Annotated in this window: 20 protein-coding genes and 1 pseudogene; 14 read left to right on the forward strand and 7 right to left on the reverse strand. The window is 70.2% G+C overall.

The annotated features are described in order from the left end of the window. Nucleotides 1-97 (reverse strand): annotated as a pseudogene (locus ADL29_RS42635) (hydroxypyruvate isomerase); the annotation flags it as partial. 136 nt (nt 98-233) lie between these two features. Here ADL29_RS42635 and ADL29_RS14200 point away from each other — a divergent pair. The 8 genes from ADL29_RS14200 (at nt 234) to ADL29_RS14235 (ending at nt 7,718) form a co-directional block, all read left to right on the forward strand. Further along, a complete protein-coding gene (locus tag ADL29_RS14200) occupies nt 234-524 on the forward strand; it encodes a YkoF family thiamine-binding protein (protein ID WP_078970993.1) in 291 nt (96 codons plus the stop codon). Then, complete coding sequence (locus tag ADL29_RS14205; protein WP_053924032.1) at nt 521-901, forward strand: helix-turn-helix domain-containing protein; 381 nt, start codon at nt 521-523, stop codon at nt 899-901. Before ADL29_RS14200 ends, ADL29_RS14205 begins: the two co-directional genes overlap by 4 nt. Nucleotides 902-1,072: 171 nt before the next feature. Further along, the gene (gene uraD, locus ADL29_RS14210) at nt 1,073-1,594 is read left to right on the forward strand and encodes a 2-oxo-4-hydroxy-4-carboxy-5-ureidoimidazoline decarboxylase (RefSeq protein ID WP_053924033.1); all 522 of its coding nucleotides are present in this window, start codon (nt 1,073-1,075) and stop codon (nt 1,592-1,594) included. Beyond that, nucleotides 1,591-2,016: a hydroxyisourate hydrolase gene (gene uraH / locus ADL29_RS14215; RefSeq protein WP_053924034.1), complete on the forward strand. Its 426-nt coding sequence runs from the start codon at nt 1,591-1,593 to the stop codon at nt 2,014-2,016. The genes uraD and uraH overlap by 4 nt, the downstream gene beginning before the upstream one ends. Nucleotides 2,017-2,023: 7 nt before the next feature. After that, entirely contained in the window at nt 2,024-2,947 is a 924-nt protein-coding gene (gene pucL / locus ADL29_RS14220) for a factor-independent urate hydroxylase (RefSeq protein ID WP_053924035.1), read from the forward strand. An 82-nt stretch (nt 2,948-3,029) separates the two neighbouring features. Further along, complete coding sequence (locus ADL29_RS14225) at nt 3,030-4,433, forward strand: nucleobase:cation symporter-2 family protein (protein ID WP_053924036.1); 1,404 nt, start codon at nt 3,030-3,032, stop codon at nt 4,431-4,433. 45 nt (nt 4,434-4,478) lie between these two features. Continuing rightward, nucleotides 4,479-5,882, forward strand: coding sequence for an 8-oxoguanine deaminase (locus ADL29_RS14230; protein ID WP_053924037.1), 1,404 nt, complete (start codon nt 4,479-4,481; stop codon nt 5,880-5,882). A 318-nt stretch (nt 5,883-6,200) separates the two neighbouring features. Next, nucleotides 6,201-7,718, forward strand: coding sequence for a nucleobase:cation symporter-2 family protein (locus ADL29_RS14235; RefSeq protein WP_053924038.1), 1,518 nt, complete (start codon nt 6,201-6,203; stop codon nt 7,716-7,718). Between the two features lie 137 nt (nt 7,719-7,855). Here ADL29_RS14235 and ADL29_RS14240 read toward each other — a convergent pair whose 3' ends face one another. The 5 genes from ADL29_RS14240 to ADL29_RS14260 form a co-directional block, all read right to left on the reverse strand. Continuing rightward, complete coding sequence (locus ADL29_RS14240) at nt 7,856-8,737, reverse strand: chitosanase (protein WP_053924039.1); 882 nt, start codon at nt 8,735-8,737, stop codon at nt 7,856-7,858. Between the two features lie 148 nt (nt 8,738-8,885). Next, on the reverse strand, nt 8,886-9,440 hold the full coding sequence (locus ADL29_RS14245; RefSeq protein ID WP_053924040.1) for a TetR/AcrR family transcriptional regulator: 555 nt from the start codon (nt 9,438-9,440) through the stop codon (nt 8,886-8,888). 594 nt (nt 9,441-10,034) lie between these two features. Beyond that, nucleotides 10,035-11,663 (reverse strand): malate synthase A, encoded by a 1,629-nt coding sequence (gene aceB / locus ADL29_RS14250; protein ID WP_053924041.1) that lies wholly within the window; start codon nt 11,661-11,663, stop codon nt 10,035-10,037. 294 nt (nt 11,664-11,957) lie between these two features. Then, the gene (locus ADL29_RS14255; protein WP_211274320.1) at nt 11,958-12,590 is read right to left on the reverse strand and encodes a nucleotidyltransferase family protein; all 633 of its coding nucleotides are present in this window, start codon (nt 12,588-12,590) and stop codon (nt 11,958-11,960) included. Between the two features lie 61 nt (nt 12,591-12,651). After that, nucleotides 12,652-12,876: a hypothetical protein gene (locus ADL29_RS14260; RefSeq protein WP_046925321.1), complete on the reverse strand. Its 225-nt coding sequence runs from the start codon at nt 12,874-12,876 to the stop codon at nt 12,652-12,654. 347 nt (nt 12,877-13,223) lie between these two features. Between ADL29_RS14260 and ADL29_RS14265 the strand changes: the two genes are divergently transcribed. Both ADL29_RS14265 and ADL29_RS14270 read left to right on the forward strand, forming a co-directional pair. Further along, entirely contained in the window at nt 13,224-15,071 is a 1,848-nt protein-coding gene (locus ADL29_RS14265; protein WP_053924043.1) for a serine/threonine-protein kinase, read from the forward strand. A 396-nt stretch (nt 15,072-15,467) separates the two neighbouring features. Beyond that, the gene (locus ADL29_RS14270) at nt 15,468-15,767 is read left to right on the forward strand and encodes a DUF5955 family protein (RefSeq protein ID WP_245689397.1); all 300 of its coding nucleotides are present in this window, start codon (nt 15,468-15,470) and stop codon (nt 15,765-15,767) included. Between the two features lie 203 nt (nt 15,768-15,970). On the opposite strand, the gene ADL29_RS14275 is transcribed toward ADL29_RS14270, so the two are convergent. Continuing rightward, complete coding sequence (locus tag ADL29_RS14275; protein WP_046925319.1) at nt 15,971-16,777, reverse strand: IclR family transcriptional regulator; 807 nt, start codon at nt 16,775-16,777, stop codon at nt 15,971-15,973. A 279-nt stretch (nt 16,778-17,056) separates the two neighbouring features. Between ADL29_RS14275 and ADL29_RS14280 the strand changes: the two genes are divergently transcribed. The 4 genes from ADL29_RS14280 (at nt 17,057) to alc (ending at nt 22,171) form a co-directional block, all read left to right on the forward strand. Continuing rightward, nucleotides 17,057-17,845 (forward strand): aspartate/glutamate racemase family protein, encoded by a 789-nt coding sequence (locus ADL29_RS14280; protein WP_053924044.1) that lies wholly within the window; start codon nt 17,057-17,059, stop codon nt 17,843-17,845. 99 nt (nt 17,846-17,944) lie between these two features. Then, entirely contained in the window at nt 17,945-19,519 is a 1,575-nt protein-coding gene (locus ADL29_RS14285; RefSeq protein WP_053924045.1) for an NCS1 family nucleobase:cation symporter-1, read from the forward strand. A gap of 157 nt (nt 19,520-19,676) precedes the next feature. Continuing rightward, complete coding sequence (allB, locus tag ADL29_RS14290) at nt 19,677-21,011, forward strand: allantoinase AllB (RefSeq protein WP_053924046.1); 1,335 nt, start codon at nt 19,677-19,679, stop codon at nt 21,009-21,011. A gap of 5 nt (nt 21,012-21,016) precedes the next feature. Beyond that, nucleotides 21,017-22,171, forward strand: coding sequence for an allantoicase (alc, locus tag ADL29_RS14295; protein WP_053924119.1), 1,155 nt, complete (start codon nt 21,017-21,019; stop codon nt 22,169-22,171). Nucleotides 22,172-22,184 lie beyond the last annotated feature (13 nt).

Below are 22,184 nucleotides of genomic sequence, written 5' to 3' on the forward strand. Positions count from 1 at the left end.
AGCCCGCCGCCCGTGCGGCCGCCGGCCGCTCCAGCAACGGAAGCTCGGTGAACAGAATCGACAGATTGACGTTGAAGCGCGTGTCCGTGAAACCCATGAAGTTCGGCGCCCCTTCCGAATTGTGGAACTTGTTTTCTGCGTGATGGAACCCTGCCTGTCCTGCTCCGACGCTGTCAAGGGGGGCCCGGGGCAATTTCTGGTGGCGGGGGCGATGCGCGCGTAGGTTGAGCGGCGTGCGATTGAGAGTGGAGTTCACGACGGAGCCGTTCGACCTGGATGAGGCGCCGGCCCATGCGGTGGTGGCGCGGGACATCGTCACCGGCGCCGAGCTGGACGCCGTGGACGTCGGCCCGTTCGGCAATACCGCCGAGGGCGACGCCGACCGGGTGCTGGGGGCGGTCAACGCCCTGCTGCGCGAATCCCTGGAGGCGGGTGCCACCCGGGTTTCCCTGCAGGTCAATGTGATCGCGGACGCCGGGCCTCAGAAGCCGGGCGCCGCTGCGGGCGAGGGGGATGCGACGTGACCGAGCCCGCCGACCACCCGTTCGTCCAGGCGGTCAAGCCGCTGGTGGATGCGATGGGCGGACAGATGATCGCGCCCGACCTGGCCCAGGGTGACGATGTCGTCCTGGCCTGGGAGGGGCAGGACCGGGTGGCCGTGCGCCTCCCGCATCTGTCGGATTCGCTCGACCACATCCTCGCCGAGCTGGAGCGCCGGCACGGGATGCCGCTGGCCGAACTGGACCGCAAGACAAAACAGTCGGTCGTGCGCATCCTGGAGACGCGCGGCGCCTTCTCCGTACGGCACGGCGTGGAGACCGTGGCGAGCGCCCTGGGCGTCAGCCGCTTCACCGTGTACAACTACCTGAACAGGGAAAACGCCGCGAAGGGCGCCGACTGAGGCGAACCGGTCGCTGATCCCGCTGCGAACCGCTGAGCCGCCGCCCGAAGGCACCGGGCGGCGGCTTTTGTGTCGCCGACTTTTCAACAAAGTGTTGACGGGATGTTGCCGGGGGTCTTAGCTGTTTCCAGCCAAGCAGAGCTGTCCAGCACCAGGCCACGGAGGCTTCCCGTGTCTTCGAGTTCGACCCCCGGTCTTTCCCGGCTCAACGACGCCGACGACGGTGCGGCTGCCGCCGCACTGCACGAGGTGTGTGCCAGCCGGGCATGGGGGAACAAGATTCTTGCCCAGCGACCGTACGCCACCACCGACGCCCTGTTCGCCGCCAGCGACGCCGCCATGGCCGAGCTGACCGCGGAGGACCTGGCCGAGGCGATGGCCGGGCACCCGCCCATCGGCCGGCCCAAGCCGGGCGATGCGACCTCGAACCGCGAGCAGAGCGGTATGGCCGGCGCCTCCGACGAGCTCAAGGAGGAGCTGCTCGAGCTCAACCTGGCCTACCAGGAGAAGTTCGGGCACGTCTTCCTGATCTGCGCCACCGGCCGCACCGGGGAGCAGATGCGCGATGCGGTCCGTAACCGGATCGACAACTCGCCGGAACAGGAACGAGAGATCGTTCGTGTGGAGCTCGGCAAGATCAACCGGATCCGCCTGACCCGCCTCACCGAAACCGCAGAAGGAGACGCAGCATGAGCAGCGAGACGGCTGCAGCGACGTCGGTGTCCACGCACATCCTGGACACCAGCGTGGGCCGCCCCGCGGAGGGCGTCGCCCTCACACTCTCTGTGCGCTCCGGAAGCGAGGGTGCCTGGACCGCCCACGGTGCCGGCAAGACCGACGCCGACGGGCGCTGCAAGGACCTGCCGGCCCTGCCGGACGGCACCACGCACGTACGCCTCGACTTCGCCGTCGAGGACTACTTCGTTTCCAGCAAACACTGCACTCATCACAAGGCAATCCAGCAAGCCGAGGAACAGCAGGACGCCCCCCGCGTAAGGGACAGCGGAGCCTTCTTCCCGGAGGTGGCAATCACCTTTGCCGTCAAGCCGGGCGAGCACTACCACGTACCGCTGCTGCTCAACCCGTTCGGCTACTCCGTATACCGAGGGAGCTAGCACCGACATGCCCACGATTCTCGGCCAGAACCAGTACGGCAAAGCGGAAAACCGCGTCGTCAAGATCACCCGCGACGGCGACACGCACCACATCAAGGACCTGAACGTCTCGGTCGCGCTCTCCGGCGACCTGGAAGAGGTCCACCTCTCCGGCTCCAACGCCAACTGCCTGCCGACCGACACGACCAAGAACACCGTGTACGCGTTCGCCAAGGAATACGGCATCGAGTCGGCCGAGCAGTTCGGCATCCACCTGGCCCGGCACTTCGTCACCAGCCAGGAGCCGATCAAGAAGGCCCGGATACGTATCGAGGAATACGCCTGGGAGCGGATAGCCACCTCCGACGCCAACTCGAAGTTCATCGGCTCGGACGACGTCAGGCACTCCTTCGTCCGCAAGGGCCAGGAGACCCGGGTGACCGAGATCACCTACGACGGTGAGCAGTGGCAGGTCATCTCCGGTCTCAAGGACCTGATCGTCATGAACTCCACCAACTCGGAGTTTTGGGGCTACATCAAGGACAAGTACACGACCCTGAAGGAGGCGTACGACCGCATCCTCGCCACTCAGGTATCCAGCCGCTGGCGGTTCAACTGGACCTCCGACGAGCAGCGGATGCCCAACTGGGAGCGTTCGTACGAGCAGGTGAAGAAGCACATGCTGCAGGCCTTCGCGGAGACCTACAGCCTGTCCCTCCAGCAGACCCTGTACCAGATGGGTTCGCGCATCATCAACAGCCGTTCCGAGGTCGACGAGATCCGCTTCTCGCTGCCGAACAAGCACCACTTCCTGGTGGATCTGGAGCCGTTCGGGCTGAAGAACGACAACGAGGTCTACTACGCGGCGGACCGCCCGTACGGCCTGATCGAAGCCACTGTTCTGCGCGACGGTGTCGAAGCCCGTATCCCGATGGATATGACCAACCTCTGACGGCTGAGACGCAGCGCCGTGCCTCGTGACCCCTCCCCGTCCGACAGCGGGGAGGGGGCGCGAAACCCGAGGGGAACGACCCATGGCACAGCAAGAGCACGTTGAGCACCACCCCAGTCCACCGGTGCACCCGGTGGACGAGAAGCCGGCGGCCAAGCGGCTCGTCCCTGCCGCACTCCAGCACATCGCTGCCATGTACGCCGGCGTCGTCACCCCTCCGCTCATCATCGGCCAGGCCGTCGGCCTGGACACCGCCGGGCGCACCCGGCTGATCGCCGCAAGCCTGCTCATCGCGGGGCTCGCGACACTGCTCCAGACCCTCGGCATCCGCCGATTCGTCGGCAACCGCCTGCCGTTCGTCAACGCGGCCAGCTCCGCCGGTATCACCCCGATGCTCGCCATCGCCGAGAGCAACGGAAGAGCTCACCAACTCCCTGCCATCTACGGGGCGGTGATGGTCGCCGGGGTCTTCTGCCTCGCGGTCGGCCCGTTCTTCGGGAAACTGCTGCGGTTCTTCCCGCCGCTGGTCACCGGCGTGGTGATCACCCTCATCGGGGTGACGCTGATGCCCGTACCGGTCGGCTGGGCACAGGGCGGCGACCGGCACGCCGCCGACTTCGGCGCCATGCAGAACCTTGCGCTCGCCGGCTTCACCCTCGTGGTGATCCTGCTCATCCAGCGCTTCGCCCAGGGCTTCGTCAAGCAGATCGCGCTGCTGATCGGCCTGGTCGTCGGCACGCTCGCCGCGATCCCCTTCGGGATGGCGAGCTTCGAGGGCCTGCGCTCGGCCCCGGTCGCCGCACTGCCCGCCCCGTTCGCCTTCGGCGCCCCCGAATTCCAGCCCGCCGCGATCCTCTCGCTGTGCATCGTGATGCTGGTGCTGATGACGGAGTCGTCCGCCGGCATGCTGGCCCTCGGCGAGATCTGCGACCGCCCGACCACCGGCACCACCCTCACCCGGGGACTGCGTACCGACGGCATCGCCACCCTCCTGGGCCCCGTCTTCGGCGGCTTCCCGACCAGCGCCTTCGCGCAGAATGTCGGTGTGGTGTCACTGACCCGGGTCCGCAGCCGGTACGTCGTCGCCCTCGCCGGCGCCGCACTCCTGGTCCTCGGCGCCTTCCCCGTCCTGGGCGCCGTGGTCTCCCTGGTGCCGATGCCGGTGCTCGGCGGTGCGGGTATCGTCCTCTTCGGCTCGATCGCGGTCAGCGGTATCCGTACGCTCTCCGAGGCCGGACTCGACGACAGCTCCCACATCACCCTGGTGGCGGTGTCGCTCGGCGCAGGCATCATCCCGCTCGCCGCGCCGACCTTCTACGCCGACTTCCCCGCCTGGGCCCAGACCGTGCTCGGCTCCGGGATCAGCGCCGGAGCCCTGGTAGCGGTCCTGCTCAACCTGTTCTTCCATCATCTCGGCACCCGGAGCACCCCACGGGCGGCGGTACTGTCAGCCGCTTCGCCCGGCTCCGGCACTCAAATCCCGTAGGGCCATGCCGTGCCCAACCGCCAGTATTCGAAAGAAGGAAGCACCATGGCTGCATCGGCATCCCCTGACAGCGCGGTGAAGCAGCGCATCGTCATCGAGAACGCTGCCATCGCGACCGTCGACGCCGACGACACCGAGTACGCCACCGGCCACATCGTCGTCGCCGACAACATCATCGAGTCGCTGGGCGCGGGCAAGGCCCCCGAGGGCCTGGAGAACGTCGTCCGCCGGATCGACGCCACGGGACACCTGGTCACCCCCGGCCTGATCAACACCCATCACCACTTCTACCAGTGGATCACCCGGGGCCTGGCCACCGACCACAACCTCTTCAACTGGCTGGTCGCGCTCTACCCGACCTGGGCCCGCATCGACGCCCCGATGCTCGCCGCCGCCACCCAGGGCTCGCTCGGCATGATGGTCAAGGGCGGCGTGACCACCGCCTCCGACCACCACTACGTCTTCCCCCAGGGCTCCGGCGACCTGGTCGGCGCCGAGCTGGCCGCCGCCGCCGAGATCGGTGCCCGGATCACCCTGGCCCGCGGCTCCATGGACCGCAGCGAGAAGGACGGCGGGCTGCCCCCGGACTTCGCCGTCGAGACCACCGAAGGTGCCCTGCTCGGCACCGAAGAGGCCATCGACAAGTACCACGACGCCTCCTTCGGCTCGATGGTGCACATCGCCGCCGCGCCCTGTTCGCCGTTCTCCATCTCCACCGAACTCCTCAAGGAGGGCGCCAAGCTCGCCCGCCGCAAGGGCGTACGGATGCACACCCACGGCTCGGAGACCGTGGAGGAGGAGAAGTTCTGCCACGAGCTGTTCGGCATGGGCCCGACCGACTACTTCGAGTCGACCGGCTGGCTCGGTGACGATGTGTGGATGGCGCACTGCGTCCACATGAACGACTCCGACATCGCCGCCTTCGCCCGTACGAAGACCGGTGTGGCGCACTGCCCCTCGTCCAACGCCCGTCTCGCCGCCGGTATCGCCCGCGTCCCCGACATGCTCGCGGCCGGCGTCCCGGTCGGCCTCGGCGTGGACGGCACCGCCTCCAACGAGTCCGGCGAACTCCACACCGAGCTGCGCAACGCGCTGCTGATCAACCGCCTCGGCGCGCACCGCGAAGCGGCATTGAATGCCCGTAAGGCGCTGCGGCTCGGCACCTACGGCGGTGCCCAGGTCCTCGGCCGGACCGACGAGATCGGCTCCCTGGAGGCCGGCAAGCTTGCCGACCTGGTCCTGTGGAAGCTGGACACCCTGGCGCACTCCTCCATCGCCGACCCGGTCACCGCCCTGGTCTTCGGCGCGGCCGCCCCGGTCACGCTGTCGCTGGTCAACGGCAAGCCGGTCGTCGAGGACAACCACCTCACCAACGTCGACGAGGACGCCATCGCGCGCACCGCCCGCGCCGAGGCCCAGCGTCTGGCACGTATCGCCGCCGAGGGCTGATCCCCTCGGAAGCACCACCCAAGACTCGGCCGGGAGGGACGGCTCCCGGCTGAGCTTGTGGATCCGAGCGGGATCCACAAGCGCCGGACCCCGGGGGTACCGGGATCTCCCCGACGGAGATCCCGTCGTACCCCCGGGGCCGGGTACCCCCTTCGGGGCGCCCGACCGCCCCGTGCCCGTCCCCGCGCCACAAGCGCACCGCATCGCCGCCACGCTCACCAGCGCGACTTCTCGCACCACCGCACCACATGGCAAGACCTCCGTGACAGCCTCGCCTCGCCGGCCGCCGGCGACGCAGAAAATCGAAGGAGGCCCGCAGTGGCCGCAACTCCCGGGCAGAAGTCGGAGGTCGACCGGAAGCATCCGGTCGACCAGACCCTCCCGCCCTTCAAGATGTTCACCAGCGGCCTGCAGCATGTGGCCGCGATGTACGCGGGTGTGGTGGCCCCGCCGATGATCGTGGGACCGGCCTGCGGGCTGAGCCCCACCGAGACCGCGTTCCTGATGGGCGCCAGCCTCTTCACCGCCGGTATCGCCACCCTCCTCCAGACCCTCGGGTTCTGGAAGGTCGGCGCCAAACTCCCCTTCGTCAACGGCGTCTCCTTCGCCGGTGTCACGCCGATGGTCGCCATCGGCAAGGCCCAGAGCCCCGGGAACGCGCTGCCGATCATCTTCGGCGCCGTCATCGTCGCCGGTCTGCTCGGCTTCGTCCTCGCCCCCTACTTCTCCAAGCTCGTACGCTTCTTCCCCCCGGTCGTCACCGGCACCGTCATCACCCTGATCGGTGTCTCCCTTCTCCCCGTCGCCTTCAACTGGTCCCAGGGAGGTAACTCCCAAGCCCCCGGCTACGGTTCCCTGACGAACATCGGGATGGCCGCGCTGACGTTCCTGATCGTGCTGGTACTGCGCAAGGTGCTGCGCGGCTTCCTCCAGCAGATCTCGATCCTCCTCGGCCTGGTCGCCGGCACCCTGATCGCGATACCCGTCGGCATCACCGACTTCGCCGCCATCACCAAGGCGGACATCGTCGGCTTCCCGACGCCCTTCCACTTCGGGGCGCCACAGTTCGACATCGCCGCGATCGTCTCGATGTGCATCGTGATGCTGGTGTGTATGACCGAGTCGACGGCTGACATGCTCGCCCTCGGCAAGATCGTCGGCCGCCCGGCGGACGAGCGCACCATCGAGGGCGGCCTGCGCGCCGACACCCTCGGCACGGCCGTCAGCCCCCTCTTCAACGGCTTCGCCAACAGCGCCTTCGCGCAGAACATCGGCCTGGTCGCGATGACGAAGGTCCGCAGCCGGTTCGTGGTCGCCACCAGCGGCCTCATCCTGGTCGTGCTGGGCCTGTCGCCGGTGGCCGCCTCGGTCATCTCGCTGGTCCCGCTGCCGGTACTGGGCGGCGCCGGCATCGTGCTCTTCGGTTCGGTGGCCGCCAGCGGCATCCAGACACTGGCCTCCGCCGCGCTGGACAAGGGCGAGAACTCGCTGATCGTCGCCGCCGCCGTCGGCATCGGCCTGATCCCGATCGCGGCGCCGGACTTCTACCACAACCTGCCCAAGGACCTGCTGGTCGTGCTGGACTCCGGCATCAGCACCGGATGCCTGGTCGCCATCGTCCTCAACCTCGCCTTCAACCACTTCGGGAAGGGCAGTGGGGAGGAGGGTGCCGTAACGGCGGATGCCGTGGGTGCCACGGATGCCGCCGATGCCGAGGGGGCCGGTCCTGACGCCACCGGTTCCGACGCCACCGGTTCCGACGAGGTCCGCATCCCGACGCAGCCCGACCGCCGCGCCCAGGACTCCGGCGACCCGGCATCCGCGCCCGTGCACTGACCCATGGGCAGCGGATTACCAGCGCACAGCGGATTACCCCGGCACACCCCCGAGGTCGGCAACGGCCCGTAGGAAAGCGGCAACTGCCGTTCTTCTGCGGGCCGTTGAGTCGTCCAGGGCGGTACGGGACGAGCGGGTCAGCCGATGTGGAAGCTTTCCCCGTACACCTTCCAGTCCAGCGGCGTATGCAGGTCGAGATTCCCGTTCTTCAGAAACACCCGCTGCGCGGTGTCCACCCGGCTGGTGTCGCTGTGCGCCTCCTCCTGCTTCATCGCCCATACCCGGGCATCGAGGAACGCATCGAGATAGGCCTTCTCGTCACCGCCCTGAGCCGGCGGCTTCGCCTTCGCCAGCGCGCGCTTGCGGATGCCGGAGAAGCTGGTCCTGTCGTCGCCGTCGCCGTGCATCACGATCGCGTCGTAGTACGTGAACTGGCCGAGCACACCGAGCCCGTCGGTCTTGCCCTGCTTGACCGCCGGGTTGAAGTAGACCCGGTCGCGCTCGTCGTTCTGCGCCTTCTGGAACTCGGGGTCCCGGGCCGCCTTCTTCCAGTCCTTGGGATAGTCGGGGTCCAGCCCCTCGTGCGAGTCGCTGCCGTCCACTTCGCGCAGCGCGGGAAGGTACTTGGCGAGGACGTTGCCCGGCTTGTGCTTGGTGTAGAGCTCGACGAGCTCCAGCATGTCGTGCGTACCGGAACAGAAGCCGATGATGCCGCCGGTGTAACCCCGCCCGTCACCGATGTCCTCGATGTACTGGTACTGCGCCTTCCAGTCCAGCGACGAGTTCTCCGCACTCGACACCAGCTGCATGGCGATCTCCTTCTTCGCCGGGTCGTCGAGACCGGTCGCGGCCCGCGGGGCGTGCGGGGCGTGCGGCGAGGTGCGGGCGGGGGCCCGGTCCTCGCCCTGGGTGGCCGTGGTGGCGACTGCCGTGGCCGGTACGGCGACCAGGGCGAGGCCGAGGGCTATTCGGGCGGCCGCCTTGGGCAGGCCTCGGTCGCCTGTCGATCGGGTGCGCATGGAGTCCTCCAGCTTGGAGTGGGCCGTGGGGGGGCCGTGGGGGTCCCCAATCGTTAGGAAGCTTTCCTACCAGACTTGTTGAGCGCCGTGAACCCGTCGCGCGACGCCAACGGGCCGTACGGCCCGCCGTGTTCACCCCGTCGGCCGCTCAGCCCAGCAGCCCGTCCAGCAGCTCCCTGATATCCGGAGCGGGATCGAACTCCTCATCCGGAAAGACGAGTTGATGCAGGACGACGCCGTCGAGATGGTCGAGCAGCATCCGCCCGTGCCGCTCCGGGGCGCCCGAGCCGAAGCGGCCCGCCCACTCCGCGGCCCAGGCGAGAACCCGCTGGCGGCCCCGGGCGAGGGGGGCGCGCAGTTCGGGCCGGGCCGCGGACTCCAGGAAGAGCGCGAAGCGGGCAGCCGTACGGGCCCGGCCCGGCCCGGTGGCCTGCCGGACGAACCCGGCCAGCGCCTCGGCCAGCTCGCCGGTATCGGCCGGGTCCGTACCGGCCGCGAAGCGCTCCCACTCCCGCCGCTCCAGGGCCTGGAGGTGGTCGACGATGCCGTCGATCAGGGCCGCGCGGTTGCGGAAGTAGTTGGACGTCGTGCCGGTGGGGACACCCGCGGCGGAGTCCACGGCCTGATAGGTCAGCCGCCGCAACCCCTCGGCCCCCAGCACCCCGACCGCCGCATCGAGCACCTGGTCCCGCCGTCGTGCCACGCCATCCGCTCCTTTTACTACGTTCGTAGTATCCGCTTGCGGCCAACATACCGTGTGCTCGGGCGGCCTCCCGTGGACGCCGCACCTCATGGCCCGCCGTGGTCGAGGGGCTGCACCGCGCCGGGTCGGCACACCCCGGCGGCTGCCCCTGACCTGGAACGTCGCCCCGGCGCCCGTAGCGGACCCGTCCTGGCCATCCCGCATCCACGGCGGCGGCGCCCCGACATCGCAGGACTCGGGCCCCCGCTCCCGCTCGTCCGCCCCGCGCGCGAGCGGCCACCCCGCCACGGCGAGATGCAGCGCAAATGTCGCCAGCCCCTGGCCCCGTCGGCTCGACCGCTTCCCCCAGCGCCGGCTCGGCCGGCGCCGCCAGCTCCCACGAGGCGAACCGCCGCCCTTCACCCAGCACCACGGGACGCAACCCGGCCGTCTCCGCCGGCAGTTGATGCACCTTTAACGTGTCGTAATCGCTCATGCACACACCGTACGGCCCGCCACTGACAACGCCCCGCCGCATCGTGTCCGCCGGGTACGACGAAGGGCCCGTGCGCGCCGCTGCGGTGCGGTGCGTACGGGCCCCTTCGGGCGTGCGGATCAGCCCAGCAGCTCGTACGCCGGGAGGGTCAGGAAGTCGGCGTAGTCCGCGTCCAGCGAGACCTGCAGCAGGAGGTCGTGAGCCTGCTGCCACTTGCCGGTGGTGAAGGCGTCCTCGCCGACCTCCGTACGGATCGCGGCCAGCTCCTGCGCGGCGATCTTGCGCACAAGGTCAGCGGTCGCCTTCTCGCCGTTCTCGAAGACGACTCCGGCGTCGACCCACTGCCAGATCTGCGAGCGCGAGATCTCGGCGGTGGCGGCGTCCTCCATCAGGCCGAAGATGGCGACGGCGCCCAGGCCGCGCAGCCAGGCCTCGATGTAGCGGGTGCCGACCTGGACGGCGTCGATCAGGCCCTGGTAGGTGGGCTTGGCGTCGAGGGAGTCGATGGCGATGAGGTCGGCGGCCGAGACCGAGACGTCTTCGCGGAGGCGGTTCTTCTGGTTGGGGTGGTCGCCGAGCACCGCGTCGAAGGAGGCGCGGGCGACCGGGACCAGGTCCGGGTGGGCGACCCAGGAGCCGTCGAAGCCGTCGCCGGCCTCGCGGTCCTTGTCGTTCTTGACCTTGGCCAGGGCCTTCTCGTTGGCCTCGGGGTCGCGGCGGTTGGGGATGAAGGCCGCCATGCCGCCGATGGCGTGCGCCCCGCGCTTGTGGCAGGTGCGGACGAGGAGCTCGGTGTAGGCGCGCATGAAGGGTGCCGTCATCGTGACCGCGTTGCGGTCCGGGAGGACGAACTTGGCGCCGCCGTCACGGAAGTTCTTGACGATGGAGAAGAGGTAGTCCCAGCGGCCGGCGTTCAGGCCCGAGGCGTGGTCGCGCAGCTCGTAGAGGATCTCCTCCATCTCGTACGCGGCGGTGATCGTCTCGATGAGGACGGTCGCGCGGATGGTGCCCTGGGGGATGCCGACGTAGTCCTGGGCGAAGACGAAGATGTCGTTCCAGAGGCGGGCCTCGAGGTACGACTCGGTCTTCGGGAGGTAGAAGTACGGGCCCTTGCCGAGGTCCAGCAGGCGCTGGGCGTTGTGGAAGAAGTACAGCCCGAAGTCCACCAGGGCGCCGGGGACCGGGCGGCCCTCGAACTGCAGATGGCGCTCCTCCAGGTGCCAGCCGCGCGGGCGCATCACGACGGTCGCGAGCTCCTCGGCGGGCTTGAGGGCGTACGACTTGCCGGATCCGGCGTCGGTGAAGTCGATGCGGCGCTCGTAGGCGTCGATGAGGTTGATCTGGCCGCCGACCACGTTCTCCCAGGTGGGAGCGGAGGCGTCCTCGAAGTCGGCGAGCCAGACCCTGGCGCCGGAGTTGAGCGCGTTGATGGTCATCTTGCGGTCGGTGGGACCGGTGATCTCCACCCGGCGGTCGTTGAGCGCGGCGGGCGCCTCGGCCACCTTCCAGCTGTCGTCCGCCCGGATGTGCGCGGTCTCCGGGAGGAAGTCCAGGGTGCTGGTGCGGGCGATCTCGGCGCGGCGCCCGGCGCGGCGGGCGAGGAGCTCGTCGCGGCGCGGGGTGAACCGCCGGTGGAGCTCGGCGACGAAGGCGAGTGCGGCGTCGGTGAGGACCTCGTCCTGCCGTGCAGGGGTGTGTTCGGGGTCGACTTCGACGATGGCCAGCGGGGACGGCGCTGGTGCGGACATGAGCTGTCACTCCATTCAGCGGCGGTGCCTGGCGGCCGCCGGGGGCGCCCGTGCGGCACGGGGTGTCGCGGGCTCCGGGATACGGTCGCGGGCGCCGTCTGGATTCAGGGCGCTTCTGACCAGTGGAGAGTAGTTTCCTTATTGCGGAACTTCAATGGTTTGTTGATGTCGAGATTCTCAGGGTCGACACAAGTGGAGATCAAATGGCTCTCAGTGCCACCGGTGTCACTCTCCATGACGTCACCCGATTCTCCGGCGCCCCGCGCTGCGCCGCAGGTCGTGCCCCCTGCCCGGTCACTCCAGTCGCCGCAGATCCTCCGGTGTGTCGATGTCGTACGGCTCGGCCACATCCGCGCATTCGATGAGCTTGATCACACCGGCGTGCTGCCGGAGGTAGTCGCGCGCCCCCTGGTCGCCCTCCGCGCTCGCCGCGATGTCCGCCCAGCGGTCGGCGCCGAACAGGGACGGATGGCCGCGCCGGCCCTCGTACGCCGCTGATGCGAGCGAGGCGCGGCCCTCGTACGCGGCCACCACCCGCGCCACCGCCGCGGCGCCGATGCCCGGCTGGTCCACCAGGGACACCACGACCGCATCCGCCCCCGAGCCGGCCAGTGCCGCGAGCCCCACGCGGAGCGAAGTGCCCATCCCCTGAGCCCAGTTGGGGTTCTCCGATGTGGTGTAGGCGGTGAGATCGGCGCGCTCCCGTACGGCGTCGGCGGCCGCGCCCAGCACGATGTGCACCGGATCGCAGCCGCCGTCCCGCAGCACCCGGGCGGCGTGCTCGACCAGGGGCCGGCCCCGGTGGTCGAGCAGCGCCTTGGGGCGCCCGCCCAGCCGCCGTCCGCCACCCGCGGCGAGCAGAAGCCCGGCCACCCGGCCCGGTGGGGGAGTAGAGGGAGTTGAAGGGGTGGATGCGGTGGATGTCATGGGGAGTGCTTACCTCATGGCGGCCACCGCGGCGCGGTGCCGTGGGGTCCTGCGCCTCGCCTCATGCCGCGCCGCCGGATGCCCGCTGGCGCGGGATTCTCGGCCTGAGTCGGTCCCGGAGTTGGTGCGTGCGCTGGTCCGTGAGCCGGTGTTCGGTGACGTAACGGTGTATGTGCTCCACGGTGATCTCGGACGCATCGGTGAGGCCGTAGGCCCGGCAGATGAGCTGTACGACGCTGTCGGGGTGCGGGTTCGGGCCGGATTCCGGGCCGGTGTTGGGCTCCAAGACAGTCTCCGATCCAGTGATATGCCGGAAATTTCCCTGAACGTGAGAGTGCTCCATCGGGCCGCGCCATACGCATCGGATTCCCCACGCCCACGCCAACGGGTGCCGGGACGAACGCATGTCTGATGCATGATCGGGGCAGATGTGGGCAGCGCGTGGCGGCGGACCGGTGACCGGCCCGGCGGAGGAGCGCGAAACCGGCCGCGAATCCGGCGCTTCGGACAAGGCGCCAACCGGGTTGGCGCAGATGTCACAACGCGGCTGTCGGCCGGATAAAGTTCTGCCCCGTTGCGGACATCGTGGCCGCCGTATCGGTACGGCGTGCCCATTCTGAGTCGGGGGACCTAGTGGTGAACAGTGCGGGCTCGTCCGGGATCTTCCAGCCGCTGGAAGGCGACGACCCGAAGGCGGTCGCGGGCTACCGGCTCACGGCGAAGCTCGGCTCCGGCGGTATGGGCAAGGTCTATCTCTCCTACACGCCCGGTGGCCGCCCGGTCGCCATCAAGGTGATCCGCCCCGAGTTCAGCGAGGACAACGAATTCCGCCGCCGCTTCAAGCAGGAGGTGCAGTCCGCGCAGCGCGTCCAGGGGCTGTTCACCGCCCCGGTCATCGACAGCGACCCCGACGGCACCAGCCCATGGCTCGCGACCGCCTACGTGCCCGGCCCCTCGCTCTCCGCGGCCGTCGCCGAACACGGCAAACTGCCCGTCCCCACCGTGCTGTTGCTGGTCGCCGGGATAGCCGAGGCGCTGCAGGTCATCCATGGCGCGGGCATCGTCCACCGGGACCTGAAGCCGTCCAACGTCCTGCTGGCCGCCGACGGTCCGCGGGTCATCGACTTCGGCATCGCGCGCGCCGCCGATGCCACCTCCCTGACCAGCAGCGGCGTCACGGTCGGCACCCCCACCTTCATGGCGCCCGAACAGGCCGCCGGCAGCACCGTCACCCCCGCCACCGACATCTTCGCGCTCGGCCAGGTGGCGGCGTACGCGGCCATCGGGACACCGGCCTTCGGCGAGGGCACCTCCCACGGCGTGCTCTACCGCATCGTCCACGAGGACCCGGATCTGACCGGACTCCCGGACGAGCTGCGCGAGTTGGTCACCCGCTGCCTCGCCAAGGACGCCGCGCAGCGCCCGTCCGTCGCCGAGGTGATCGCCCTGTGCGGCGAAGCCTCCGGCCAGACGCAGCTGCGCCGTCCCGAGGACTGGCTGCCCACCGCCGTCGCCGCCGACATCACCACGCGTACGGCGGCCCCCGCGCCCGTGCAGGCCCCGCCGCCCCCGGTGGAGGCGCCCACCGCGCAGCTCGCCGCACCGCAGGCAGCGCCGCAGGCCCCGGCACAGCCGCCCGCCCCGCCGGCGGCGACCGTGCCGAACCACCCGCAGACCCCGCCGCCGGGTTTCGGCCCGGCGGCCCAGGAGCCCACCGCCAACGTCACCGCGCCCCTCACCCAGGTAGCGGGCGCCCCCGCCCCCGCCCCTGCCCCCGCCCCCGCCGGCCCGACGGCTGCGGTGCCGGCCGCGCAGCCGCCGAAGAAGAAGCGCAAGGGGCTGGTCACCGCGCTGGTGCTGGTGTGCATGCTGGCCTTCGCGGGGGCGGGCGGCACGGCGGTCTACTACGTCATGAAGGGCGACGGCCAGAAGGCGAAGAACCAGGCGGACGCCAAGGGCACCAAGGGCAACCCCAAGAAGACGCAGAACAGCGACGCCTCCGGGGGCGCCACCGGCGGCTCGACGGCGAGCCCCGGCACCGACGGCGGCGGCAGCGGCTCGGACGCCCCGGTGAAGGACCCGGAGCCGGTCGACAGCAAGGACTTCGACCTGTCCGACGACTACCACCTGACCTTTTCCGACGACCCGCTCAAGGCGAAGTCCTCGGACGACGGGGATGTCGATTTCGTCTACAACGACAATGAATTCACGGACGACACGGTCAGCACCTCGACCGGCAAGATGGTGCTGCTCGACTCCGGAGAGCAGGGCTCGCTCGATGTCTGCCGGTCCGAAACCCGGTTCACCACGACCATCAGCTCCAAGCGGCTCACCAAGGGCTCGCAGATCTGCCTGACCACCAAGTACGGCGCGCTCGCGCTGATCACGTACAAGGGCTCCGCGCCGGGGACGTCCCCGAGCCGCTACATCACCATCGATGTGCGGGTGTGGCGCAATGCGGTGGAACCCGAGCAGAGCTGATGAGGGGGCCAGTGGCGAGGGCCCGCGGATGGCGGCCGAGGCGGGCCGTGAGCGGGCCCTGAGGGGCGTGGGGCGGCTCCGCCTCGCTCCCGCCTTCTCCGCCCCCGCAGCGCCGCCTCGCGGCCGCTGAGCGCTTCGCGCCCTGTTCGGGCTGCCCGGGGGGAACTGCACCACCAGGGCCGGCACCGGGCGGCACCCGCCCGCCCCCGCCCCGCGCCACCCCCACCCACCCCACGCACTGATCGGTTTTTTCGCTCTCCGTATGGCGCTGTCAGCGCAGAGTGGCGTTAACTGTCCCGCATTGTGAACCGGTCAACGACCACGGAGGCCGCTGTCGTTGTGGAACAGGTGCAAACGCAGGTGCAGGTGGAGACGCAGGGGCAGAGGCGCGGGCGAGTGGCCGGGCAGGTGAATGGGGAAGAGGGCGACACGCGGGTCCAGGCGCTGCGCGGTGCGGTGGCCCGGCTGCGGCGCCAACTGGCCGTGCTTCCGGGGGAGTTACCCGACCGGGCCGTCGCCGACGACGAACTGGCCGCGCTGGATGCGATGGTGAGTCACGGCCTGCCCGAAGTGCCCCGGCTGCGCCGTTCGTTACTGCTCATCGCGGGGGCGGTCGGCTCGGTGAGCGCATTGTCGCCCGCGCTGACGGAGGTACGTGAGGGGATCGACAGCTTCGGCGAGCTTCCCCGGGGGTGATGACCCATCACCGGAGCCAGTGGCCAGTGCCCAGTGGCTCACCAAAGGGCTGATGGCTCGTCATGCCGCGGGTGAATCGCTTAACCAGCCCCCGTATACGAGATGCGACGAGACGCGGGTGCACGGTCGTGCGGACCGGCGCGGGCCGGAGCGTGCGCGCCCCGGCCCGAACGGGAAGGCGGCACAGGCCGCCACGGCCGTCCTTACGCCGGTGACTGACTCGCCAGCGCCACCGAAAGCTGCGCCGCGATCTCCTGCAGCACCGGCACGATCTTGTCCGTCGACGCCTCCGTCACCCGGCCGGTCGGGCCCGAGATCGAGATCGCCGCCGAGGTGGGGGAGTTGGGCACCGGCACCGCGAAGCAGCGGACGCCGATCTCCTGCTCGTTGTCGTCCACCGCATAGCCGAGCCGCCGCACGTCGGCGAGTGCCTCGAGGAACGTGTCCGGGTCGGTGATGGTCTTCTCGGTCGCGGCGGGCATGCCCGTACGGCCGAGCAGTGCGCGGACCTCCTCCGGCGGGTGGTTGGCCAGGAGGGCCTTGCCCACGCCGGTGGAGTGCGGCAGTACGCGCCGGCCAACCTCGGTGAACATGCGTACCGCGTGCCGGGAGGGGACCTGCGCGACATACACGATCTCGTCGCCGTCGAGCAGCGCCATGTTGGCGGTCTCGCCGGTCTCCTCCACCAGGCGGGCCAGGTACGGCCGGGCCCATGTGCCCAGCAGCCGCGACGCGCTCTCGCCCAGCCGGATCAGGCGGGGGCCGAGGGCGTACCGGCGGTTCGGCTGCTGACGGACATAGCCGCAGGCCACGAGCGTGCGCATCAGGCGGTGGATGGTGGGGAGCGGAAGGCCGCTGCTGCTGGAGAGTTCGCTGAGGCCGACCTCGCCCCCGGCGTCGGCCATCCGCTCGAGCAGGTCGAAGGCGCGCTCGAGGGACTGGACACCGCCGCCGGCGCCCGCGGGCTTGGCTTCGGCTGCTGCGGAGGTGCTGGCGCTGGTCGGCGGCACGTCGCGTTCCTTTCGGGGCGGGTCGGATCGGTCTCGGCTGGTGCGTGCCCTGGGGCTTTCGCGCGCCGGGCCCGACCGGAGCAGCCTACCGGTCCCCTCTCCTGCACACATCGTCTCTCGCACACTCGTTCCCGCCGGTCAGGCTGTCATTGTCCCAAGGCGTGAGAAGGGGCCGGGGCCTAGACGACATCCCCTTGACGGTGCCAGTAGCCGTAGCTACGTTCTGCTGCGCGAAAACTACTGTCCATTCTGTGGAATCCTCCAAATGGCTGGAGTGTTATGCGCCTTCTCGTCATGAACCCGAACACCACGGTTTCCATGACCGCGTCGATCCGCGCCACCGCCACCGCCGTCGCCGCCCCCGGGACGCAGATCATCGCCGCCGAACCGCTCTGGGGCCCCGAGTCGATCGAGGGCCATTTCGACGGCTTCCTCAGCGCCGCGGCCGTCCTGGACCGGCTCGCCACCCTCGATACGCCCTTCGATGCCCTGGTGATGGCCGGCTTCGGCGAACCGGGCCGGGAGGGTGCCCAGGAGCTGCTCGACGTCCCCGTACTGGACATCACCGAGAGCGCGGCCCAGATGGCCATGATGCTCGGCCGTACCTACGGAATCGTCACCACGCTCGACCGCTCCGTACCGCAGATCCGGGACCGGCTGCTGACCGCCGGGCTGCTGCAGCGCTGCGCCGCCGTCCACGGCACGGGGCTCGGCGTCCTGGAGCTGGAGGCGGACCCGGAGCGCACCGTCGAGGTGATCACCGAGACCGCCCGTGAGGTCGTGCGGGCCGGAGCCGAGGTGATCTGCCTGGGGTGCGGGGGGATGGCCGGACTGCAGGAGAGAGTGGCGGCGGCGCTCGGTGTGCCGGTCGTGGACGGGGTCGCCGCCGCGGTGAAGTTCGCGGAGGCGGTCGTCGGCCTGGGGCTGACCACCAGTACGGCACGCAGCTTCGCGCCGCCCCGCCCCAAGGCCATCGGATCCTGGCCGTTGAGCGCCCATCTGCCCCTGGGGCCCGCTCGGGGCGGCTCACGTAACACCGAATTTTCCCCCCAGACATCAGACATCTGATGACTGGCGCTAGACCGGTACGCGGGACGCGAGCCCGCCCCGCACCCTCCACACCTCCACACCATCCCCAAGCTCCACCCGCCCAGCCTGGGAGGACACATGACAACGCCCCCGCCCACCCCGCAGACCCGGCAGAACGAGCAGCTCCCCCCACCCGACCCGCGGCTCTTCAACGCGGACCTCGCGCCCGCCCGCGAGCGCACCTGGGGCGCGTACAGCATCTTCGCGCTGTGGATGTCCGACACCCACGCGATCAGCAACTACGCCTTCGCCGCCAGCCTCTTCGTGCTCGGCCTGCCGGCCTGGGAGGTGTTCGCGGCCCTGCTCGTCGGCATCTCGATCGTCCACTGGCTGATGAACCGCATGGGGCACGCGGGGCACCGGACCGGCGTGCCCTATCCGGTGCTGGCCCGCGCCAGCTGGGGCGTCTACGGCGCCAATGTCCCCGCGCTGCTGCGTGCGGTCATGGCGGTGGCCTGGTACGGCATCCAGACGTGGCTCGCCTCGACGGCCGTGGTCCTGCTGACGCTGCAGATCGCGCCCGGGCTGGCCGCCTACCACCACAATTCGGTGCTGGGGCTGTCCACTCTGGGCTGGATCGCGTTCCTGGTGATGTGGGGGCTGCAGGCGCTGCTGCTGACCCGGGGGATGGAGTTCATCCGCAAGGTCCAGGACTTCGCGACCGGGCCGGTGGTCTGGCTCGTGCTCCTCGCGCTCGCCGTCTATCTGGTCGTCAGGGCCCACGGTGACATCTCGCTCACCCGCAGTCTCACCGGCCTCAGCGGCGCCTCGCAGGCGAAGGAGAGTCTGATCGCGGTCAGCCTGACGGTGGCCACCTTCCTGACGCTGGTCCTCAACTACGCGGACTTCGCCCGCTTCACGCCCGACCACCGTTCCTACCGTCGCGGCAACCTGCTGGGCCTGCCGGTGAACTTCACCGCCTTCGCCGTGGTCGCCGTACTGGTCACCGCGGGCACCATCGCCGTCTTCGGTGAGGCGGTCCACGACCCGGTGAAGGTGATCCAGAAGATCGACAACCCGGTGGTGACGGTCATCGGCGCGCTGTCCTTCATCGTCGCCACCATCGGCATCAATGTCGTCGCCAACTTCGTCTCGCCCGCCTACGACTTCGCCAACCTCGCGCCGAAGTATCTGGACTTCCGGCGCGGCGGCATGATCACGGCGGTGCTGGCCGTCCTCGTCATGCCCTGGAAGCTGTACTCCTCGGCGCTGGTGATCCAGTACTTCCTGGGGGCGCTGGGCGCCTTCCTCGGGCCGCTGGTCGCCATCCTGCTCGTCGACTACTACCTGATACGGCGTGGCCGGATCGATGTCGATGCGCTGTTCTCGGCCGATGAGCGCGGCACGTATTTCTACCGTCGCGGCTACAACCCCAAGGCCGTGATCGCCTTTCTGCCGGCCGCCGCGGTGTCCGCCTCGCTCGCGCTGATACCGGTCTTCGACGCGGTGGCGCCGTTCTCCTGGATCTTCGGGATGGGGATCTCCGGCGTGCTCTACGCCGTGGTCTCGCGCCGGGGGCGGATCGCGGCCACGTCCGGGCCGATTCCGTACGAGATGATCCCGTCGCAGGTCAGGGATGGTGCGGCCGAGGAGCCGGTGAGCCCCGGCGGCTCCGGGGCGGTCCTCGCGCCGGTGCCGGCGAAGGGGTCTTGACGGGCCGGGGTCCGGAGTGAAGACTCATTCAACAGACTGTTGAATTCTGTATGTCGTCGCGGGGTGACCGCCGGCCGGGAACCGTACGGCTCCCGTCAGCCGTGCGCACCGGGCGCCGTCACGCAACGATGAAGACACGATACGAGGAGGGGACCGGGTGTCCGAAACAGAGCTGGTGCTGCGCTCCACGCGCGTCGTCACCCCGGAGGGGACGCGCGCCGCGTCCGTCACCGTCCGGGACGGGAAGATCGCGGCGGTGCTGCCGCACGACGCCGAGGCTCCGGCCGGGGCGCAGGTCGAGGACCTCGGTGACGACGTCCTGCTGCCCGGCCTCGTCGACACCCACGTCCACGTCAACGACCCCGGCCGCACCGAGTGGGAGGGCTTCTGGACGGCCACCCGCGCGGCCGCGGCCGGCGGGATCACCACGCTCGTGGACATGCCGCTCAACAGCCTCCCGCCCACCACCACCGCCGCCCACCTCGACACCAAACGCGAGGTCGCCCGCAGCAAGGCGCACATTGACGTCGGCTTCTGGGGCGGCGCCATCCCCGGCAACGTCAAGGACCTGCGCCCGCTGCACGACGCCGGGGTCTTCGGCTTCAAGTGCTTCCTGTCGCCCTCCGGGGTGGACGAGTTCCCCCAGCTCGACCAGGAGCAGCTGGCCGCCGCGCTCGGGGAGATCGCCGGTTTCGACGGGCTGCTGATCGTGCACGCCGAGGACCCCGGCCACCTGGACGCCGCCCCCGAGGCGCACGGCCCCAAGTACACCGACTTCCTCGCCTCCCGGCCCCGCGTCTCCGAGAACGACGCCATCGCCGGGCTGATCGCGCTGGCCAAGCTGCTGGATGCCCGGGTGCACGTCCTGCATCTGTCCTCCGGTGACGCGCTGCCGCTGATCGCCGCCGCCAAGGGCGAGGGCGTCAAGATCACCGTCGAGACCTGTCCGCACTTCCTCACCCTGACCGCCGAGGAAATCCCGGACGGCGCAACGGAGTTCAAGTGCTGCCCGCCGATCCGCGAGGCGTCCAACCAGGACGCGCTCTGGCAAGGCCTGGCCGACGGCATCATCGACTGCATCGTCTCCGACCACTCGCCCTCCACCGCCGACCTCAAGACCGCCGACTTCGGCGCGGCCTGGGGCGGCATCTCCTCCCTCCAGCTCGGCCTGCCCGCCATCTGGACGGCGGCCCGCGAGCGCGGCCACACCCTGGACGACGTGGTGCGCTGGATGGCCACCGCCCCGGCGGCACTGGTCGGCCTCGGCCGGAAGGGCGCCATCGAGCCCGGCCGGGACGCCGACTTCGCGGTCCTCGCCCCCGAGGAGACCTTCACCGTCGACCCGCAGGCGCTTCAGCACCGCAACAAGATCACCGCGTACGCCGGGAAGACCCTGTACGGCGTCGTACGGTCCACCTGGCTGCGCGGCCGGCAGATCAACGACGGCGCCACCCTCGCCGAGCCCACCGGCGAGCTCCTGGAAAGGCCGTAGTGCGCATGACCACCGCTGACGTCCCCCGCTCGCCCAGCTCGGACATACCCCGCTTCACCGGCGACGCCCGCCCCTACGGCGGCGGCGACCCCTACGCCGACTACCGCACCCCGGGCCCCGGCGGCTTCCCCTTCACCCACCTGCCCGACCTCGCCGACCGGCGGCTGGGCGCGGGCGTGATCGCCGCCAACGACGAGTTCTTCGCCGAGCGCGAGAACCTCCTCAAGCCCGAGGCCGCCCACTTCGACCCCGAGGCCTTCGGCCACAAGGGCAAGATCATGGACGGCTGGGAGACCCGCCGCAGACGCGGCACCGACGGCGAGCACCCCTTCCCGACGGACGAGGACCACGACTGGGCGCTGATCCGCCTCGGCGCGCCCGGAGTGATCCGCGGCATCGTCGTCGACACCGCCCACTTCCGCGGCAACTACCCGCAGTCGGTGAGCGTGGAAGGCGCCTGCGTCGAGGGCTCGCCGTCGCCCGACGAGCTGCTCGCCGCCGATGTCACCTGGACGCCGCTGGTCCCGCGCACCGCCATCGGCGGACACGCCGCCAACGGCTTCCCCGTCGATATCGCACAGCGCTTCACCCACCTGCGCCTCAACCAGCACCCCGACGGCGGCGTCGCCCGCCTCCGGGTCCACGGCGAGGTCGTCCCGTCGGCCGACTGGCTCGCCGCGCTGGGCACCTTCGACCTCGCCGCACTGGAGAACGGCGGCCAGGTGGAGGACGCCTCGGACCGCTTCTACTCCTCGCCGACCCACACCATCCAGCCGGGCCGCTCCCGCAAGATGGACGACGGCTGGGAGACCCGGCGCCGCCGCGGCACCGGCAACGACTGGGTCCGCTACCGCCTCACCGAGCAGTCCCGGATCCGCGCCGTCGAGATCGACACCGGCTACCTCAAGGGCAACTCGGCGGGCTGGGCGGCCCTCTTCGGCCGGGACGGCGAGGACGGTGCGTGGACGGAACTGCTGCCGCGCACCCGGCTGCAGCCCGACACCGTCCACCGCTTCCTGCTGGACGACGCCCCGGCCGCCACCCACGTCCGGATCGACATCTTCCCCGACGGGGGGATCGCCCGGCTGCGGCTGCACGGCTCGCTCACCGAGGAGGGGGCGCGCCGACTGGCCGCCCGGCACAAGGAGTTGGCCGGGTAGCCCGGCGACCGTT

The sequence above is a fragment of the Streptomyces chattanoogensis genome, assembly GCF_001294335.1.
GTDB lineage: Bacteria > Actinomycetota > Actinomycetes > Streptomycetales > Streptomycetaceae > Streptomyces > Streptomyces chattanoogensis.

What these genes read in the sequence shown, in the direction of transcription:
- uraH (WP_053924034.1), top strand. Translation starts at nt 1,591, where the DNA reads ATGAGCAGCGAGACGGCTGCAGCGACGTCGGTGTCCACGCACATCCTG.
- pucL (WP_053924035.1), top strand. Translation starts at nt 2,024, where the DNA reads ATGCCCACGATTCTCGGCCAGAACCAGTACGGCAAAGCGGAAAACCGC.
- ADL29_RS14225 (WP_053924036.1), top strand. Translation starts at nt 3,030, where the DNA reads ATGGCACAGCAAGAGCACGTTGAGCACCACCCCAGTCCACCGGTGCAC.
- ADL29_RS14230 (WP_053924037.1), top strand. Translation starts at nt 4,479, where the DNA reads ATGGCTGCATCGGCATCCCCTGACAGCGCGGTGAAGCAGCGCATCGTC.
- ADL29_RS14240 (WP_053924039.1), bottom strand. Translation starts at nt 8,737, where the DNA reads ATGCGCACCCGATCGACAGGCGACCGAGGCCTGCCCAAGGCGGCCGCC.
- aceB (WP_053924041.1), bottom strand. Translation starts at nt 11,663, where the DNA reads ATGTCCGCACCAGCGCCGTCCCCGCTGGCCATCGTCGAAGTCGACCCC.
- ADL29_RS14255 (WP_211274320.1), bottom strand. Translation starts at nt 12,590, where the DNA reads ATGACATCCACCGCATCCACCCCTTCAACTCCCTCTACTCCCCCACCG.
- ADL29_RS14280 (WP_053924044.1), top strand. Translation starts at nt 17,057, where the DNA reads ATGCGCCTTCTCGTCATGAACCCGAACACCACGGTTTCCATGACCGCG.
- ADL29_RS14285 (WP_053924045.1), top strand. Translation starts at nt 17,945, where the DNA reads ATGACAACGCCCCCGCCCACCCCGCAGACCCGGCAGAACGAGCAGCTC.
- alc (WP_053924119.1), top strand. Translation starts at nt 21,017, where the DNA reads ATGACCACCGCTGACGTCCCCCGCTCGCCCAGCTCGGACATACCCCGC.